Genomic DNA, 17,994 nt, shown 5'->3' with positions numbered 1-17,994 from the left:
AGTCGTAGCGGGTGGGCGGATGCCCACCCGCTTTTTTACTCCATACCACTCGAATCAATATTTTTCTAATAGCTGAAAGAAAGTGAAGCTCCCCTCAGCAAGCGAAGAGGAGTTTCCTTCGCCATTATATGAATAAACCCTGATTTAATTCGTGAGGTACGGTACCATTTTGGACGAACGAAGAAGAACATGAGGGTGATTCTTCTGGATTTGCTACGGGTATTGTAATTTGACCAAATGAGTAGGAATTCTTACAATAAAAGTATGAAAACAACCATCTCTGAAAAAGGACAAGTGACGATCCCCAAACCTCTTCGAGACCGTTTAGGTCTTCTTCCCGGACAAGTGTTGGATTTTCGAGAAGAGAAAGGGAGGCTGGTAGCCACAAAAGCTCAAATGTCTGATCCGGTGGGAGCATTGTTTGGCATATTAAAAACCAAGCAACGCACTGATCAAACCATGACGGCATTACGAGGGAAACCTGATCCCAAGTGATTACGGCCATTGATACGAACGTCCTGATTGATCTTTTTGGGGCCGATCCCATTCATGGGGTTCACTCAAAAGAGGCTATTCGTTCATGCATTAATCAAGGATCTTTAGTCGCTTGTGAGGTCGTGTGGGCCGAGGTTTCTGCTGTTTTTCCTTCTGAGAGCGATGCCCAGGAGGTTTTGCAAACTTTGGGAGTGCAATTTTCCCCCTTAGGGGTTGAGGCTTCATTTTTTGCCGGGCGATTGTGGAAGGATTATCGGCAAAAGGGTGGACGGCGAGATCGTATGGTGGCTGACTTTCTTATTGGGGCTCACGCTCTTCACCAGGCGGATGCGTTGTTGACTCGAGACCGAGGATTTTATCGATCCGGAATGCCCAGGCTGAAAATTATTGATCCCTCTACATAAGAGAATTGAAAACGGAATTTTTCTCCTATGTCTGGATTTCTCCGGTCAATTGCCTGACCCACCTCATTTCCCCTTTACCAAATCTGTTTCACGCTACAGGCCATAACCTGTCCATAAAGTTTGATTCACTAAACATGACAGTGTATCGAGGAGGAGAGGTCCATGGGTTCTAAGCCCGTGAACATTCAATTGTGAGGAGAATGCAGTAGTTCCCGCCCAGCCTGCATAATTTCTTCTAGTCGTTCAGGGGTTTTGGCTTCGCCATAGCAACGGACGAGGGATTCGGTTCCGGACAATCGAATGAGATACCAGGAGTTATCCGGCAGGATGAGTTTGCAGCCATCCAGTTTATTGGCATGGATGACCTCGGCTCCGGCAAACTCCGATGGTGGATGTTCAAAGACCTGCTTGACCTGTGTCTTGAGGTGGTCGCCCATCGGCAGATCTTGTCGTGTCGTGAACGTAGCGCCGACTCGATCAAAAAGGTCATTCAGTAACTCCTGAATGGTCTGTCCCGTAAAGGCCACCATCTCTGCGACCAACGCCCCGGCCAAGATCCCATCTGCTTCCGGTACATGGCCCTTGATGGACATTCCGGCGCTTTCCTCCCCGCCAAACACCACTTCCCCTTTCGCAAGCAATTCGCCGAGGTATTTGAATCCGACCGGGGTTTCGTGGACGGTGAGTCCATGGTGTGCTGCCACGGCATCAATGAGATGGGTGGTGGCAACCGAGCGGGCAACTCCACCGGTCCATTGCCGACTGCGAATGAGATAATCCAACAAGAGGGCCAGGATGTAGTTGGCTTGAACAAAGGTGCCGTCGGCATCTACGATGCCAAACCGGCCTCCGTCTCCGTCGGTCGCCAGGCCAAGGTGTGCCCCTTCGCGGCAAACGGTCTCTTGCAGATCCTGAAGTGTCTCGTCGGTCGGTTCCGGTCGAAATCCTCCAAAATACGGATCTCGCCAATGATGTAAGACGGCCATTTTTGCCCCGGCTTGTCGGAGGAATTCATCCAGATAATGCCTGGAGGTTCCATAGAGGGGATCAAAAATCACCCGGATCCGGCCGTTCCGGATCCGGTCGCGATCCACCAGCGATTCCAGAGCTTTCAAATATTCGGGTTGCGGATCGAAATGCCGCACCATGCCATCGTGTGTCGCCCGCTCCCAGGGGAGCCATTTGATGTGTTCTCCATGCAACAGCGGTAGGATGCGCAGTTCAATGGCCTTGGTGGTTTCAGGCAGCGCCGGTCCTCCCCAGTCCGGCGTAAATTTGATCCCGTTCCATTCAGGAGAATTGTGGCTGGCTGAGATATTCATGGCTCCTGATAATTTGCGACTGACCACGTGGTAGGAGATAGCCGGGGTCGGGGTGTCCCGGTCGCAAATCAGACAAGGGATCCCATGGGCCGCCATGACTTCTGCAGCCACTTTGGCAAAATGTTCCCCTAAAAATCGTGCGTCGTAGCCAATAAGGATGCCTTGTTGCCCCAGCTTCTGTTGACGGAGAAATTGAGCGATTCCCTGGCACACGATACGGATGTTCCGGACCGTAAAGTCCTCGGCCATAATGGCCCGCCACCCTGAAGTCCCGAATTTAATGGAGTCCATGCGTGATGAATGCTCGTCGGATTGGAGCAGGAATTTCTCAGCAGAAAATAAGCATTACAGTATTTTGGGTGTTTGTTCCCAAAAGAGTTACAGAATAGAAGATTTTTCTTCATTTGCCAATCGGGTAGCGTGGGATTTTTTTTAGATGTCTGGAAAATTTTCATAACGGGCTATCACCTGGGCTAGAAAGAAAGATAAACAGTGTTCGGAAAGGAACAAAGAAAATATGGACTTTCTATATTGATCAGCCTATGGCCAGGTGATATCCCTTTTACTATGACAGTTCACACCAGACGGGGGTGTGATCGGAAGGTTTGTCCATTCCGCGCGGTCCCCGATCAACATCTGCAGCGACTAACCGGTCTGCCGCTTGTGGAGAGAGCAGGAGGTGGTCGATGCGAAGCCCTTCGTCCCGATTCCATCGGCCGGCCTGGTAATCCCAATAGGTGTAGAGCCCCAATTCGGGGTGCAGGGCTCGAAGGGCATCGGTGTACCCGAGATGGCAGAGGGCCCGAAAACGGGCACGTGACTCAGGACGACAGAGGGCGTCGTCGGCAAATCCCATTGGATTATAGACGTCATGGTCGGTGGGACAGACGTTAAAGTCTCCCCCTAATACCACGGCTTCTTCCAGGGCTAAAAGCAATTGCGCATGCGTGATCAGGCGATCTAACCAGGCGAGCTTATATGAAAATTTTTCTGTCCCCAGTGGATTTCCATTGGGTAAATAAATTGAAGCTACTCGAACGTTCCCCACCACCGCTTCCACGTAGCGGGCTTGTTCGTCGGAAGGGGCGCCAGGCAGTGCGGTGTGTTCGATCTCGATCGGGGCTTTGGAGAGAATGGCGACTCCGTTGTAGGTTTTTTGTCCAACTATGGCCATATTATAGCCCAGTTCCTCAATCGCCATTCTGGGGAACTGGTCCTCTGTGGTTTTGAGTTCTTGCAGCAGGACAATGTCCGGGTTGGCTTGTTTGACCCATTCCATCAAGTGGGGGATCCGGACTTTAATGGAGTTGACGTTCCAGGTGGCGATTTTCATATGAGTTTCAGAATGTGTATTGAGGAAAAATTTTGATCATAGTGAGTTTAAGGTTCTTGGGTCATCTCGTGATGGTTTGTATTCAAAGGAACATCATGGGGGGTTCAGAAAATTGTTGGAAGGTGAAGGGATTTTATTTGTGTTCCCAAATCCCGCCCCCACGGCATTTCCCGTATTGCCGGGTTTCGGCCCGGCAGCCGAGGCCCCTTCGGCTTGGCTCAGGGCAGGCCTTTTGTTTCGGCAAAAGGACCCAAAACCAGTGACGCCCCATCTGGCCTTATGAGAGCGGATGGACGCGAATCTAATGAGGGCGGACCAACTCGCCGGGCTCAAACAAGGCCCGCCGGTGGATGAGAGCGTCCCTCCTTTAGGCCAGACGGCAGGCGTCGGACCAGGAGAGACGAATATTTCAGTGACACACCTGAAGGAGACCGAAATCATCATATGCTGAATGACCCAATTTTAGGATGAGGAAAGTGGTGGTGAGTCGGGTTCGCGTTGGAAGATGACTTGAAAACCTTGAAATTGTTTTTGAAACAGGGTCTTCAATATAAACGGGGTGATGCCGAAGAATAACACCCCATAAATACAGATTTCTAAAATATACTGAGAGTCTGCAGAGATCGTGCTATTGAAGATCACAGGAACCGCCCATCCGATCGTCATACTCACAAACATCAGAATCACCACGTGTCGCCACACCAGAAACCAGACAAGTTTTAATAATTCACTATAGGTCGGTATCTCCATTATTTCTAAACTTCCTTTCTCCTATACGACTTTTTTTGTTTTTAATGGGCTTTGTCCCAGGAGTGACCCTGTCCGGCTTCGACCGTTAGCGGGATCGACAATTGTAGGGCAGGCAGTGTGGCCCCTTCCATGACCTGCTTGATGACCGCAGTGGTTTGCTCGACCGCCCCTTCTTCTACCTCGAATAATAACTCATCGTGGACGGTTAACAGCATTTTCGCCCTGGGGGATAGCCCATGCTGTGCCAATGTTGCGGGTACGCGGATCATGGCCCGCTTCAGGATGTCTGCCGCCGTGCCTTGCAATGGGGCATTGATGGCCGCTCGTTCAGAGAAATTTCGTCTGGCGGGATTTTTATCATGAATGCCAGGGACATGGCACCGACGTCCAAACAATGTCTGGACGTATCCATGTTGTCGGCAAAATTGTTTGGTGCGCTCCATGTAATCCTGGATGCCGGGATACTGTTCGAAATAGGTTTTGATGTAGGCAGCGGCTTCGCCCGGCTCCACGCTCAATTGGCGGGCCAATCCGAAGGCGCTGATTCCATAAATGATGCCGAAATTTATCGCCTTGGCTTTACGTCGAATTCCCGGATCCATCTGTTCCAAGGGGATGCCGAAGACCTGGCTGGCGGTGAGTGCATGAATATCGTGGCCATCCCAAAAGGCTTTCTTGAGTACGGGAATATCCGCGACGTGGGCGAGCAGACGCAGTTCAATCTGTGAATAATCCAGCGAAAGCAGTGTCCAACCAGGTTCCGCGACAAAGGCGCGCCGGATTCTTCGACCTTCTTCGGTGCGAATAGGAATGTTCTGGAGATTGGGGTCTGTGGAGGAGAGTCTTCCCGTTGCGGCAGATGCCATGGCATAGGAGGTATGCACGCGGTTCGTGTCGGGATTGATTTGACGGATGAGCGCATCGGCATATGTGCTGCGCAGTTTTTCCAAATGCCGCCATTCCAGGACCCGTGACGGGAGTTCATGGCCTTGGGCCGCTAAGGATTCGAGGACATCGACCCCGGTGCTATAGCTGCCGGCTTTGCCTTTTTGACCCCCTCCCAAGGCGAGGTCGTCAAACATCACTTCGCCGAGTTGTTTGGGGGAACCAACATTGAAGGTCTTTCCGGCCAGGCGATGGATCTCTTGTTCCAATTCCCGTAGACGAAGAGAAAACTCCTGGCTGACCTGTTTGAGTTGGGACACATCGACTTTGATACCTGTTTGCTCCATGGTCGCCAGCACGGGAATTAAGTGACGCTCGAGCGTTTCGTAGACGGTGGTCATGTGTTCACTGATGAGACGAGGTTTGAGGACCTGATGGAGCCGCAGGGTCACTTCGGCATCTTCCGCCGCGTATTCCAACGCTTTTTCTAAAGGAACCTGATCAAACGTGATTTGAGACTTTCCGGTACCCGTGACGTCTTTAAATTTAATCGTTGTATGCCCCAAAAAATGTTCGGCTAGTTCGTCCATGCCATGCCCATGCATGCCGCCTTCTAAGACGTATGAGAGCAGCATGGTATCGTCCACGGGAGACACGTTGAGGCCATTTCGGCGAAACACAACCATGTCGTATTTAATATTGTGCCCGATCTTGAGCACACCGGGGTCTGTCAGCAGTGGCCCAAGGATGTCGAGCGCCTGTTGAAGGGGAATCTGTTCCGGTCTTTCCGGTAAGACAGCAGATGTATCGTGTGAGAGTAAATCCTGATGAGACGTGGATCCCGGAGCCACATGACCCACAGGCACATAACAGGCCTGGCCGGGTTCCAGGCTCAGAGAGAATCCAACCAACTCAGCTCTGGTTTGATCGAGAGAGGTGGTTTCGCAGTCGACGGCCACCATCCCACGACGAGTCGCTTCCTCCACCCAGCCTTGAAGGGCCGACTCTGTTTGAATTAACTCGTACTGGGCCTTGGCAGGCAACGGCCTTGGTTCGGGATCTTTCGTTGTTGGTGCATCGCTGGCAGGTGCTGGAGAAGGAGTGATCGCGGGTTCCTGTCCTCCCTTTGCGCGGCTTTGTATGCGAGCCAGAATCGATTTGAAGCCTTGTTCATTGAGGAAGTTGACCAATAATTCCATGTTCGGCTGTCGTCGCTCCAATTGTTCAAGCGGAAATGGCAACGGGACATCGGAACGAAGCCGGACTAATTCACGGGACAGGCGGGCCTTATCGGCATGTTCAATGAGGCTTTCCCGTCGCTTGTTCTGTTTAATTTCTGATGCGCGCGCCAAAAGAGTATCCAGATCACCAAATTCCTGAATGAGTTGTGCGGCTGTTTTGATGCCGATACCCGGGACCCCGGGCACATTGTCTGTGGAGTCTCCCGCCAATGATTGCACGTCGACAACTTTCTCAGGTGGCACACCAAATTTTTCCAGAACTTGCTCGGGACCGATCTTTCGGCTTTTGATAGGGTCGAACATACTGACCTGTTCTGATACTAACTGCATAAGATCTTTGTCGGAGGACACGATGGTGACATTCGCGCCGGCTTCCATGGCATGTTTTGCGTAGGTAGCGATCAGATCGTCGGCTTCGAAACCATTCAGTTCAATACAATCAAAATTAAAAGCCCGTGTCGCCTCCCGGACGAGAGAAAATTGAGGCACCAACTCCTCAGGTGGTTCGCTGCGATTGGCCTTGTAGCTGGCGGCCAGATCGTTTCGAAAGGTTTTTCGTGCGGAATCAAAAATAACGGCAATATGATCGGGCTTCATCTCGTCCAGTAGTTTCATCAGCATGGTGATGTATCCATAGACGGCATTGACGGGGGTACCATTCGGACTGTTCAAAATCTTGATGGCATGAAAGGCCCTGAAAATATAGCCTGAGGCGTCGACTAACACGACATGACGAATCGGAAGAGGGGAAGACGGTTCACTCACAGTGTTCACAGGAAAATATCCTCTTTGTGTAATTGTTGGTCCTTGAAGATACCTGATAGTCCTTGAGGTGTCGATATCTATAGGATGGTTTATCTACGGAGAGAAATGGAACATGGTAAACTACCGAATCCTCTGGCTCATGACGGGAGCATGTCTTCGTGAAGAGTAAAATCATGGTTGGTCTCGCTATCCTCATTGGCCTGGTTATTGTGGTCATCATGCTTCTTCCGGTTTTGCTGGATTTGAATCGGTATCGGGATCGGTATCTCCCCTTTTTGGAGCAGGCCCTTCATCGACCGGTGGATGTTCAGGATGTCCGCTTAACGGTTTTGCCTAAACTGGGTTTTCGGGTGCGAAATCTGACAATAGGGGATGATCCGGCGTTCAGTCCTCAGGCGTTTGTCACGATTCCTTCGGCTGAGGTGGAGATTCAATGGCTCCCCCTGTTGCGCCGGTACATTCAGGTTGAACATGTGCGTCTCCATGATCCGAGAGTCCACGTCATCCGCAGGCATGATGGGGCGTTGAATATGGCCACCATCGGAAACGATCCGGCTCTTCAGCCCCCTGAGAAGGCGGGTTCGAATCCAGCCAATGCTCTCAAGCCCTTATTCGGTGTGTTTGCGGTGGAGCGGTTATCTATGAGTGGAGGAATCCTACAGTATGAGGATCGTGTCAAAGAACCATTCGGTTCCTACCACCTTGAGCAACTGGAGTTGGTCACGAATTCCGTTCAATTTGGCCAGACGGCGAGTCTGCACGTGAAGGGCGTGGTGATGCCCAATCAGGTCCCATTGGAAATGACCGGGCGATTTGGCCCCCTTCAATCCACTTTTGATCTTCCAATGATCGATCTCGCGGGCAGCATAGGTCGTGTAGAGGGAACCGCAAAGGGTCAGGTGATTGATGGAAGACTTGAGTTGGACGTGCAGATTCCAGACCTATCGACGGATGACATGGCCCTGAATATAGCATTGGATAAACCTGTGTTCGTCAAGGACCTTCAGGCTCATCTGATGGCATCTCTGATCCCCAACCGGTTACCGGAACCTTTTTCAGGAGTGAGGATTGATCCGTTGACCGTTGATCTCCAAGCGGGTGGGGCGACCATTCATCTTTCGGGTCAAGGTACGCCTGGACGTCTGATTCTGTCCGGTGAGACCTCTACTCTGTCCTCAGAAGATTTTCCCTGGGCGCTTTCCGTACAACGCCCGTTTTCACTGGAGCAGATTCGGTTTGAAACGGTGATCCAAGGGACAAGGGTGGACCTGGTGTTCCTCAAGGCCCAAGCGTTTAGGGGAAATCTTGAGGCGCAGGGAAGGTGGGACGGGACCCCAGCTGTTCCCTTGCTCTCGTTCCAGGGAACCTTTACGAATTTTGCGGTTGAACCAATGATGCAGGCTTTACGGTCTTCCTCCTTCCGGTTGACCGGTGTGGGAGAATTGCATTGGAGCCTCGCGCGAGCGGCGCATTCGCCCTCCGGGCCATCAAAGATGACCGGACCAGTTCGATTGATGATCCGGGATGGGCAATGGGTTGGATTTGATGTCATGCAAGGGATTGAAGATGCCCTTCAGCTACCGGACCTTCTGGAGGAATCCACCGGTGCGACAGAATTTTCCTTGATTGATACCAACGTGGAACTGGAAGACAAGGGACTGGTGATTCGGCATTTGACCGTTGATGCACCAGATTTCTCAATGACAGGCGTGGGAAGTCTCGCCTTTGATGAATCGTTGAGTCTGCGAGGCAATCTGGCCGTCTCTCGGACGATCGGCGACCGGATTATTCAGCGATTTCCGATGGCCAAAGTTGCGTGGCATCAGGGAAAGTTGGTGCTGCCTTTTACCGTTATGGGAACCGTTCAGAAACCGCGACTGCAATTGGATATGCAATCCTTTGGGCATCAGGTCAAAACGAACGTGGAGCGGAGGATTGAGAAAGCCCTGAAGGGGGATGAACAGGAATTACAACAACTCTTACAAGACGGAGCGGATGTTCTGAAACAGTTATTTGGACAATAGCCCAGAAGTACGCTTTTTTTGAAGGAACGATTCCTTCATCTCTGTCTCAAGCCGGAGGGGGGCTATAGGTTTGGGACATGTTGGCCACCACGAAGGAATGGGATTGTTTGGAACCGGCTGAAGGACATAATTGAGTGACAATGGCCCGTAATTCCCCAAAGTCATACGGTTTGCCGATAATCGCATAGGCTCCTAAGCGGGTGGCGTTTTCGCGGACTACGGGATTGAGGAACCCGGTCACCATAATGATGGGGATGTCCGGTTTGCGTGGGAGATGCTGTAACCGGTCCAAAAAATCCATGCCGGTCATGACGGGCATCGCATTATCCAGAATCACAATGTCAAAAGCTTTTGATTCAAGCAGTGATAACCCTCTGGCTCCGTTTTCGGCCTCCACGCAATGACATCCATCGTATTCCAGGACCATCCGGAGCAATCCGCGACTCATATTATCGTCATCAATAATGAGTATGTTTTTTGACATCAAGATCTCCTTTTTTATCCTATGACTGAATCCACCATTCTGATGGATCGAGCCCCTTGAGGGTTGGTTCACCGTTGGTGAAATCACTCAAAGAAGGCTCATCTCTCTACCGTGTGTGGGAATTGCCAGGTGCCTTAGAAGTTACAAAGTTCTGACCATTCCAAATGACGAGCATTCCTCCGAAGATTCCAAGGCCTGTGACACAGATGGCTAAAATAATTTCCATGGCTTCCCCCATATGTTTTGTGTTTGCCATGTTACAAAGCAAAGAATGTACCCAAAGAGAAAACGAGGGATCAGTTTAAGGGTATCATGTATATAACTCATTGAAATACTGATGAATGGAGAGAAAAATTTTTATAATGGGTTTTGAAATTCTTTAAAAAATGAAAAAAGGATGAGGTATTAGGGCATCAGTTGTGGGACAGGTTGTTACTCAACACCATACAGTCTGTATCTAAATGGATAACTCGTAGGAGAGGTTTATCTAGAAGTGGGAAAGCATCAGGCACAGGTGTGGTTTTGGAAGAACACCACAATCTTTTGGACGGGATTTATTCTTGACGGAGTACGGACAGAGGAGGGAAGCCCAGCAACCGGTATGTTCCAAGAAAGCCCGTCGCGAGGCATAGTAAAATTGTCAAAAGCAAGCCTGTGCTCAATACGAGGAGATCGACGGTCCAGGTCAGGTCAAAAAAGAAGTACAAGAGAGACCAGGAGAGGAGACACCCCAATCCTAGTCCAACCAGGCCTGCAAAGGCTCCAATGACACCGAATTCAACTCCCAGCGAAAATACCAGTAGCCCGCGACTTGCTCCCAGGGCTTTCACGATTGCCAATTCATGAAGACGCCGGTACCGGTTAATGGAAATCGCCGCAATCATGACTACGCCGCCGGTGACCAGACATAGAAAAGCCAAGGCTTGGATCCCCAGGGCCAATTGGTGAAAGATCCGACCAATACTCTCCAGCACATCTCCCACCTTGATGGCTGTGACATTAGGCAGGACGGCGACGATGGCTTGCTGTAAGGGGACCTCGAGAGTTGGTGGCACTCTGGTTGTGGCGATGTAGGTGAACGGGGCACCGTCAAAAGAGCCAGGCTGGAGAATCATGAAAAAATTTATGGAAAAGCTCCCCCAATCGACCTGTCGAAGACTGCCCACTTTTGCGACAAGTGGTACCCCTTGAATATCCAACGTCAGGGTTGAGCCTAGGGTGAGCCCCAGGTTTTTGGCGGCCTCTTTCTCCACGGAGACCAAGGGGAAATCTGAGGGCGTATTCATCGCACCATCTGCGTCTGATGGGTTGGTGTGATCCCACCATTGCCCCTCCGTGAGGACGTTATCTTTTGGAAGATTCCGGGATGTCGTCAAGACGTATTCCCTGGTGAAATACCATCCGTTTCGTTGGCCTTTATGCTCTTCCGGATCGATGGGTTTTCCGTTGATGGCGGTGAGACGAGACCTCACAACCGGAACTAAATTATAGGGTGAATCCGGGAATTGTTGTTGTAGCACGTCCTCAAATTGGGAATGTTGGTCCGGTTGGATGTCTATGAAAAAAAATGAAGGAGCCTGAGAGGGTATCTGGTTTCCTATCAGATCAAGTAAGGACCGTTGCACAATGGTTAGCGTGGTTAAAAGCATGACACCAATTCCAATGGCCAACGTCATGGCTTTGGTAAAATTTCCAGGCCGTTGAAGATTCCTCACCGCATGACGCAACAAATACCGCTGAGGAATCGGCACATGCCGGAGAATGCTATACAGCACTCCAGTGCCTCCTATGAGGAGAAGAACGGCCACCGCACATGCACCGGAAAAAAATAAACCGAGGGTCAGTGAGTGGGCTTGCCACACGGCCAGGCTTGTCACGCCCACCATCATGGTGGTGCCGACCACGACCTGCGCCCGGTCATTCCACCAATGCGTAAGGATGGTCCGCCATCGGGTTAGTCTGGATTGGGTGTTGGCTATAGTCTGGGAGTGGTTCACAGCTTGTCGATACACCAATGCCGGAGAGACATGACGAATGGCCAACAGAGGCCAGAGTGAGAAGGCCAGTGTGGCGAGGATGCCAAGAACGATCCCCCGAAGGATTGGAGTGACAGTAAGATTCATGGGCATGGTTTCAGGAATAATGCCTTGAAGCAATAGCGGTAAGCCTCGGTGGAGGACTACGCCCACTATAATCCCAAGGAGACTGCCAATCCCTCCCAGGATGAGGCTTTGTGTGAGGTAGAGGCGAATGATTTGCGAAGAATCGGCTCCCAGGGTTTTGAGCGTGGCAATAATAGGTATTTTTTGCGTGAGGAACCCTTGAATCGTGCAAGCCACTCCGATCCCACCAACCAATAAGATGGTAAATCCGATAAGCCCCAGATAGAGATTTAATTGGTCAAGGAACCGGCGGAGTCGTGGCTGGGCATCGCGAAATGAGGTGACCCGGGCCCCTTCCTGGCTGAGACGCCCGCGTAACTCACCCATCAAAGGCTCAAGAGAGGTGGAGTTGGATAGGGACAGACGATATCGTTCCTGAATTCGGCTTCCGGTTTGGATCAATCCGGTGGCCTTGAGCGCCTCCTGGGAAATCATGACCCGTGGCCCCAAACTAAATCCATTGGCAATTTTGTCGGGTTCTTTTTTTAATAGGGCGGTAATAAGGAAGTTTCCTTGGCCAATCTGCAGCTCGCTGCCAACGGTCAAATTGAGCCGGATCAGCAAGGATTCCTGGACAAGTGCTCCATAGCACGGCAATCGACCACAATCGGATTGAGGCGGACCCAGCAGTTGCGCTGTCGGGAGATCAGGCTCCGCTACCAACCGCCCATAGAGAGGATAGGCGGAATCTATAGCCTTGAGTTCCACCAATTGAGAAGCCATGTTCGGGAGGGCGGCTTGAGGAGTAGGGTTGTTCACCGTCGCCATTGCGGCGATTTCAGTCACGTGTGAGAGAACGATGTCACGGTCGGTGAGGGAGTCCAGCACTTTATGGCCCTTGTCAGAAATCGCCCGCCGCCATGATAGCTCGACATCACCGCCCAATAGAGCACGGGTATCCCCAAGAATGACTTGTGCGACATTCACGGCAAACAGGTCCACGGCCACAATGGCGCCGACACCAAGTGCAATGCAGAGAAATAAAAATAGAAACCGAGACCAGGCGCTCTGGATTTCCCGCCAGGCGAGTTTGACAGAAACGGGGATCATGCCTCTGAGCCGGAGGATAACAGCGGAGGGGCCGTCTCGTTCACCATTGCTCCATCCCGCAAGGTTAGGATACGTTGTGCGCGAGCGGCCAATGACATGTCGTGAGTGACTAAGACGAGAGTGCTGCCGTGTTGTTGATGAAGTTCCCACAGCAGATCAATCACCATTGCACCGGTTGAGCTATCCAGATTGCCGGTGGGTTCGTCTGCAAGCAGGAGGGGAGGGCGGACAATAAAGGCGCGTGCCAAGGCCACTCGTTGCTGTTCACCACCAGAGAGTTGAACGGGATAATGGTGGAGACGATGTTCGAGTCCGACGGATTGTAACAGTGTTTTGGCTCGTAAGTTGCCCGTGGATATTCCTTGCAATTCTAAAGGGAGTGCCACATTTTCCAGGGCAGTCAGAGTGGGAATGAGATGAAACGCTTGAAACACATAGCCAATATGCTTGCGTCGAAAGTGCGCCATTTCGGTCTCGCTTAAAGTCGTGATGTCGGTCTGATGAATGTGGATAGACCCCTGTGTTGGTCGGTCGAGGCCTGCAAGCAATCCCAGGAGAGTTGATTTACCGCTTCCGGACGGTCCGACAATAGCAACCACCTGATTGGTAAAGACCTCGAAGGAAATGTCCTGTAAAATCTGGACGGAATGGCTCCCCGCCTGAAGCTGCATACCAAGTTGATTGACGGAAATGAGAAGCTGGGATGCTGGAGTTTGTGCGTTCAAAGAGGGCGAAGAGGATGTAGACGATGAAAAAACATTCACGTTGATTACACAAATGGGTTCAAATGGTGAATAATAGAGATAAGAGATCCTATCCAGCTATTATGCATACATGCATCCTATCAGTCCTCGTGCTCTTCTGTCTGGGAATCTGGGGGTGTGGCCCTGAGGAGAGTCCTTCACCCGGTCTATCAGAGTCCATGAATCGCAGTTCCGACTTGTTAGGCTCTCAGTCCCAATTCCCGGCCGAACCATCTTTATCCGAACCAATGGTGCGAAAGGAGGAATCTCTTCCAAAAATCGTAGCCTTTGGTGATAGCTTAACGGCGGGATTGGGCGTGTCATCGGAGGAATCCTATCCGGCTCAATTGGAAAAACATTTACAGGAACGTGGATTTCACTATGAGGTGGTTAATGCCGGGGTTAGCGGAGAAACCTCAGCGGGAGGATTGCGACGAGTAGAGTGGATTTTAAAAAGTCGGCCCACGGTTGTCATATTAGAATTGGGAGTCAATGATGGACTCCGGGGCTTACCCCTGGAACAGACTTACGCAAATCTTCGTAGCATAATTGACCGGTTGCGGAATGCCGGGGTGATGGTCATTTTGGCGGGCATGCGCATTCCGCCAAATTATGGTGAAGCTTACACGGGGGAGTTTGTTGAAATGTATAAACGGCTGGCCAAGGAATTGAGTCTTCCACTGATTCCATTTTTATTAGAAGGAGTGGCCGCTCAACCCGGCTTAAATCAGGCGGATGGAGTTCATCCTACGGCAGAAGGCTATACCATAGTGGCTCAGAATGTTTTCCAAACATTGGAGCCTTTACTGAAAACTGGATCGAGTTATACGGCCAAGGAATAGCTACTACCCCTCCCCGTGATTGGGGAGGGGTAAGTAGGGGAATTTTCTAAATGGTGTGTTTTGGAATGCGGGAGGCGTTATGACTTTTTGAAGAAAATGTCATAGACCCCGTAAGCCAGGATAACTCCGATCATTCCATAGTACATGGCCGTAATCCCCTCGTATCCTCCGCCTGGTTCATTGGCAAAGACTGGATTTGCGGCTAATACAAGAAAAGCACTCAGAAAGCTAGTAATCCGCCTCATACGAAAATCCTCACTTTCGGACATTGAAAATTTCTTACACAAATTTATTTTTGGGATAGCGTTCCACTCACAAGTTCAGCTACCCACAATCGTTGAGGATTGTAGTAAATTTTATTTCCGTGATGCAAGCCATTGAATAGTAAATTATAATTAGATTTTTTATGCTAGTTTATAATACATAAATTCTCGCGATTGCTTAAAATATCTTTGGCAGTATTCAAAGAGCCGAGGGCCGTATTTTACGACTCCAGTCTGGAATGTGTGCCGTCGCAGAATGGGGATTTTTTGCTGTGCTTGCACCCACACCAAGCCACCTTTTGTGGTTCTTTAAGTTCCACCTCGATTGGAGAAAATTCGGTTCCGGTGTGAGACCCATCACAAAACGGCTGGGTTTTTGATCGCCCACAGCGGCACCAATAATAGGTTCCCGGTTCCATGTCCAGGACGTAAGGGATTTGTTGTGCAATGATAATTGGGTCGCCCATGTGCTTGGTTTTCCTTCATTTTTCAAATAATTAGGTGATACATACAGTTAGCCGCAACGGGGCTGAAGGCCTTGGGGCCCCAAAGGGGTAAGCCAGAGAAAATCGGCAATGCCGTTTTGCATCTCCGAACGAACCTCCTGTTCTTTGGAGGGATCCCATGCTTCAAGATAAATGGTAATGGATTTGACGCCAGGATGCTTTCGTTCAACTCGCTTAGGGACAGGGATCTTATACTGAATATGGCCGCCGCCTGTGTAACTCACCAGCGGTCTGTCAGTCCCGGATCGCGTGTTGAGGTAATTGGCGATAATCTGAGCCATGCCCTCATCCCGGAAGATGGATGCTTCGAAGATTCGGCGATACACGTGCTTTGGCAACCCAGGATGGCATGCCTCAATTTGTTCAAAGATCAATTGCTCATATGCGGGATTATCGGTCACGATTTCTTGGATTGGCCATTTTCGCATTTCCGGATCTTGCAAGGCTTCGGTTAACCCCTTTGTGGCGACCAGGCGAACAAGGGGACGTGGCGGGTTAAGACCAAAAATTTTGAGTTTATGCGATTTAGCAAAGGTCACCAGCGGTTGATAATCTGAAAACTCCCCACCCCAATTCGTGTTCCATTGTGATTCTTTTATCATTTGTTCTGTCGGAAATTCGGATTCTTGAATGTACCGGTCTAGCCCGGATTGTCCATCCCAACTAAACATTTCCATGGCCAGCACCGGGTGCCGGTCATGAGCAAGGAGGGCATTCAGGATAGTCTGGGCTGCCTCAAGGTGTGAGGGGGTATAATGTTCTTCCCCGATATAGATCACATCGGCGGATAATAGTTGGGGGAGCAGATCGTCGAATGTGATGCCTTTTTGCCGGGAGACGTCGTAGATGTGGTTGACTTCAAATGTGGGATTGACTTGAGATGTGGCACATCCGGTGTTGGCGCTCATCACCATGATTCCCAGGATTAGGGAGAGGAAGTGGTGTTTCGCAGGTGGAAAATAATGTGTGAACATCACGAGGCAAGGTGTAGCACAGTTCTCTCCTTTGGGCAATATTTCGGACGCCATCCGGTTGTTTCAGAATATTCAGAGCGGCTAAGGTTCGTGAAGAATCGGATTAAGGGACTGTCATGTCAGAAGTGGGCGGTTAAATGATTCAAATATTGGCCTTTTCATTAACATGTAAGGACTGAGACCCACTGGAAGAAAATCATGGAGTGTTCAAAAAGGTTCGTCCAGTCCTGCCCTGAGTCATGCCGAAGGGAAGGCCGCAGTCATTTGGACGGGCGGAGCGTACGGAGGAGTACGTGAGCACGGCCAAGTGGCGAGAACGCCGCCGGCGACCTTTTTCAACACTTCCATAAGGGATGACACGTCATGGATGATCAGAAACTCGGGTTGGCGGCATTTCGGGAGACAATCAAGATCAGTCGGGAATCCTCTCCACACCATTGGGAGGCAAGTAGGAAATGTATGGTTCCTGAAACCTTACAAACTATGCTGCCCGCACTTCTTCAACATATACAAAAGGCCTCTCTTGATTCATCACTTCGCGATCGACTAATCGATGCCCTGCAACAATTCTCCAAACCTACTGGAAACAAAGAGGGGAACAAGATCCTCAAAGAATTGACCGGCTTCCCCCCTTCAAAAGCCGTGCGTGCGCTCATGATGTGGGGACTCTTAGTCGATGGCGGAAGTAAGGAAACACCGGAAGGGCTGTCCGGGACTCAATGGGAGGAAATTATTCGGAATTCCTCAAATCCCTATGACGCGCTAAAGCATACGGCCACACCCTCTTTGTTAGATGTCGGAGCTGGAGATTTATCCTTTGAGCAGGAATTGGTGGATCATTATATCCCGTATTTACGGACGCAATGTACTTCGCTGACCTTGCATGCGTTTGATCGGTTGGTGCCGGGATCTCGTGTGGGCGGCGTCTATCACAAAAATCTGGATCGTGAGCGATATTTACAGAGCTTCCCGCCAGAAGAATTGTGTTTTAAATTTTGGGGAGGCATGGGCCTGGATACATTTTCGAAGAGCAAGGGGCGGTTGCCCCGATACACCCTCAGTACCTGCCATGCTCCGGCTAATCCCACCTTTGCCTATGAACCCAGTCGCGTGGCTCCTGAAATTATCCATGCGCATCTTCAATCCAGCCGGGGAAATTATCATCAGAGTCGCTATGAAGGTGAACCCGTTTTAGAGGTCTCTCACCAGGGACGCACCTTAACCTTCCCCGATTGGAAATTTGACATACTGGGTCCCCTGGCACTGTTACGATTCATGGCCGAACGAAGTGGTGTAAGTATTCTTTCGGCTATTGATGATGAGGTCTTTTGGGAGGTGCTCAGTCAATTGTTGGCCGATGATCGATTCCGTCCAATCAATGAAATTTTTACCAAAGCCCTCCTTCCGGAAATTTTTGGGGAAGTATATGCGGAGTTGTCCACCATGGCCGTCGGGGAGAGAATAGACTTATCCAAATTGGCCAATCTGCGCAATTTTATGCCTTTTGCGGGTGCGACAAAGGAAGATGGACAGATGTCTTGCCGGTTAAGATATGTGGAAATTCGACGTGGAGCAGTGTTGGAAGGCGTTCCCAGCAGTTTTACGGCACGGCAGTTTTCCCGGATGCATGAAGAATCCACGCCGTGGTGGGTGATTTTGGTGACCGACTGAATGGAAAAAATTCAATGATGAAACCCATCAGGGCCTACATAGTATTTAAGGTAGAAGAAGAAAGAATAGAAGTGACAACA

15 protein-coding genes are annotated in these 17,994 nt (G+C 50.5%); 5 read left to right on the top strand and 10 right to left on the bottom strand.

From position 1 onward, the window contains the following. Positions 1-264: 264 nt before the first annotated feature. Entirely contained in the window at positions 265-495 is a 231-nt protein-coding gene (locus PQG83_RS14605; protein ID WP_312742486.1) for an AbrB/MazE/SpoVT family DNA-binding domain-containing protein, read from the top strand. After that, positions 492-899 carry a type II toxin-antitoxin system VapC family toxin gene (locus tag PQG83_RS14600; RefSeq protein WP_312742484.1) on the top strand — a complete coding sequence of 136 codons (408 nt, stop codon included), beginning with the start codon at positions 492-494 and terminating at the stop codon, positions 897-899. Before PQG83_RS14605 ends, PQG83_RS14600 begins: the two co-directional genes overlap by 4 nt. 185 nt (positions 900-1,084) lie before the next feature. Here PQG83_RS14600 and PQG83_RS14595 read toward each other — a convergent pair whose 3' ends face one another. The 4 genes from PQG83_RS14595 to polA form a co-directional block, all read right to left on the bottom strand. Then, positions 1,085-2,512: a phosphoglucomutase/phosphomannomutase family protein gene (locus tag PQG83_RS14595; RefSeq protein ID WP_312742482.1), complete on the bottom strand. Its 1,428-nt coding sequence runs from the start codon at positions 2,510-2,512 to the stop codon at positions 1,085-1,087. A gap of 274 nt (positions 2,513-2,786) precedes the next feature. Next, positions 2,787-3,554 carry an exodeoxyribonuclease III gene (gene xth / locus PQG83_RS14590; protein WP_312742480.1) on the bottom strand — a complete coding sequence of 256 codons (768 nt, stop codon included), beginning with the start codon at positions 3,552-3,554 and terminating at the stop codon, positions 2,787-2,789. A gap of 462 nt (positions 3,555-4,016) precedes the next feature. Beyond that, positions 4,017-4,304 carry a hypothetical protein gene (locus PQG83_RS14585; RefSeq protein ID WP_312742478.1) on the bottom strand — a complete coding sequence of 96 codons (288 nt, stop codon included), beginning with the start codon at positions 4,302-4,304 and terminating at the stop codon, positions 4,017-4,019. A gap of 41 nt (positions 4,305-4,345) precedes the next feature. After that, positions 4,346-7,204, bottom strand: a complete 2,859-nt coding sequence (polA, locus tag PQG83_RS14580; protein ID WP_312742475.1) for a DNA polymerase I — start codon at positions 7,202-7,204, stop codon at positions 4,346-4,348. Positions 7,205-7,353: 149 nt separating this feature from the next. Between polA and PQG83_RS14575 the strand changes: the two genes are divergently transcribed. After that, positions 7,354-9,219 (top strand): AsmA family protein, encoded by a 1,866-nt coding sequence (locus PQG83_RS14575; RefSeq protein WP_312742472.1) that lies wholly within the window; start codon positions 7,354-7,356, stop codon positions 9,217-9,219. A 46-nt stretch (positions 9,220-9,265) separates the two neighbouring features. On the opposite strand, the gene PQG83_RS14570 is transcribed toward PQG83_RS14575, so the two are convergent. The 3 genes from PQG83_RS14570 to PQG83_RS14560 all read right to left on the bottom strand — a co-directional run bounded on the left by PQG83_RS14570 (position 9,266) and on the right by PQG83_RS14560 (position 13,586). Then, positions 9,266-9,703: a response regulator gene (locus PQG83_RS14570; protein ID WP_312742469.1), complete on the bottom strand. Its 438-nt coding sequence runs from the start codon at positions 9,701-9,703 to the stop codon at positions 9,266-9,268. A 554-nt stretch (positions 9,704-10,257) separates the two neighbouring features. Beyond that, the gene (locus tag PQG83_RS14565; protein WP_312742467.1) at positions 10,258-12,915 is read right to left on the bottom strand and encodes an ABC transporter permease; all 2,658 of its coding nucleotides are present in this window, start codon (positions 12,913-12,915) and stop codon (positions 10,258-10,260) included. Beyond that, on the bottom strand, positions 12,912-13,586 hold the full coding sequence (locus tag PQG83_RS14560; RefSeq protein WP_312742464.1) for an ABC transporter ATP-binding protein: 675 nt from the start codon (positions 13,584-13,586) through the stop codon (positions 12,912-12,914). Before PQG83_RS14560 ends, PQG83_RS14565 begins: the two co-directional genes overlap by 4 nt. Before the next feature lie 251 nt (positions 13,587-13,837). On the opposite strand from PQG83_RS14560, the gene PQG83_RS14555 reads away from it, so the two are divergent. Next, positions 13,838-14,500, top strand: a complete 663-nt coding sequence (locus PQG83_RS14555; protein WP_312742462.1) for an arylesterase — start codon at positions 13,838-13,840, stop codon at positions 14,498-14,500. A 77-nt stretch (positions 14,501-14,577) separates the two neighbouring features. Here the strand turns inward: PQG83_RS14555 and PQG83_RS14550 are convergent, their stop codons facing one another. The 3 genes from PQG83_RS14550 to PQG83_RS14540 form a co-directional block, all read right to left on the bottom strand. Further along, a complete protein-coding gene (locus tag PQG83_RS14550; protein ID WP_312742459.1) occupies positions 14,578-14,745 on the bottom strand; it encodes a hypothetical protein in 168 nt (55 codons plus the stop codon). A gap of 239 nt (positions 14,746-14,984) precedes the next feature. Continuing rightward, positions 14,985-15,230, bottom strand: a complete 246-nt coding sequence (locus PQG83_RS14545) for a CDGSH iron-sulfur domain-containing protein (RefSeq protein ID WP_312742458.1) — start codon at positions 15,228-15,230, stop codon at positions 14,985-14,987. A 47-nt stretch (positions 15,231-15,277) separates the two neighbouring features. Continuing rightward, the gene (locus PQG83_RS14540; protein WP_312742456.1) at positions 15,278-16,177 is read right to left on the bottom strand and encodes a ChaN family lipoprotein; all 900 of its coding nucleotides are present in this window, start codon (positions 16,175-16,177) and stop codon (positions 15,278-15,280) included. 429 nt (positions 16,178-16,606) lie between these two features. On the opposite strand from PQG83_RS14540, the gene PQG83_RS14535 reads away from it, so the two are divergent. Continuing rightward, entirely contained in the window at positions 16,607-17,914 is a 1,308-nt protein-coding gene (locus tag PQG83_RS14535; RefSeq protein ID WP_312742453.1) for a hypothetical protein, read from the top strand. The last annotated feature ends 80 nt before the right edge of the window (positions 17,915-17,994 follow it).

It is taken from the genome of Candidatus Nitrospira neomarina, from assembly GCF_032051675.1.
GTDB lineage: Bacteria > Nitrospirota > Nitrospiria > Nitrospirales > UBA8639 > Nitrospira_E > Nitrospira_E neomarina.
This window is presented reverse-complemented; position numbering and strand designations above follow the sequence as displayed.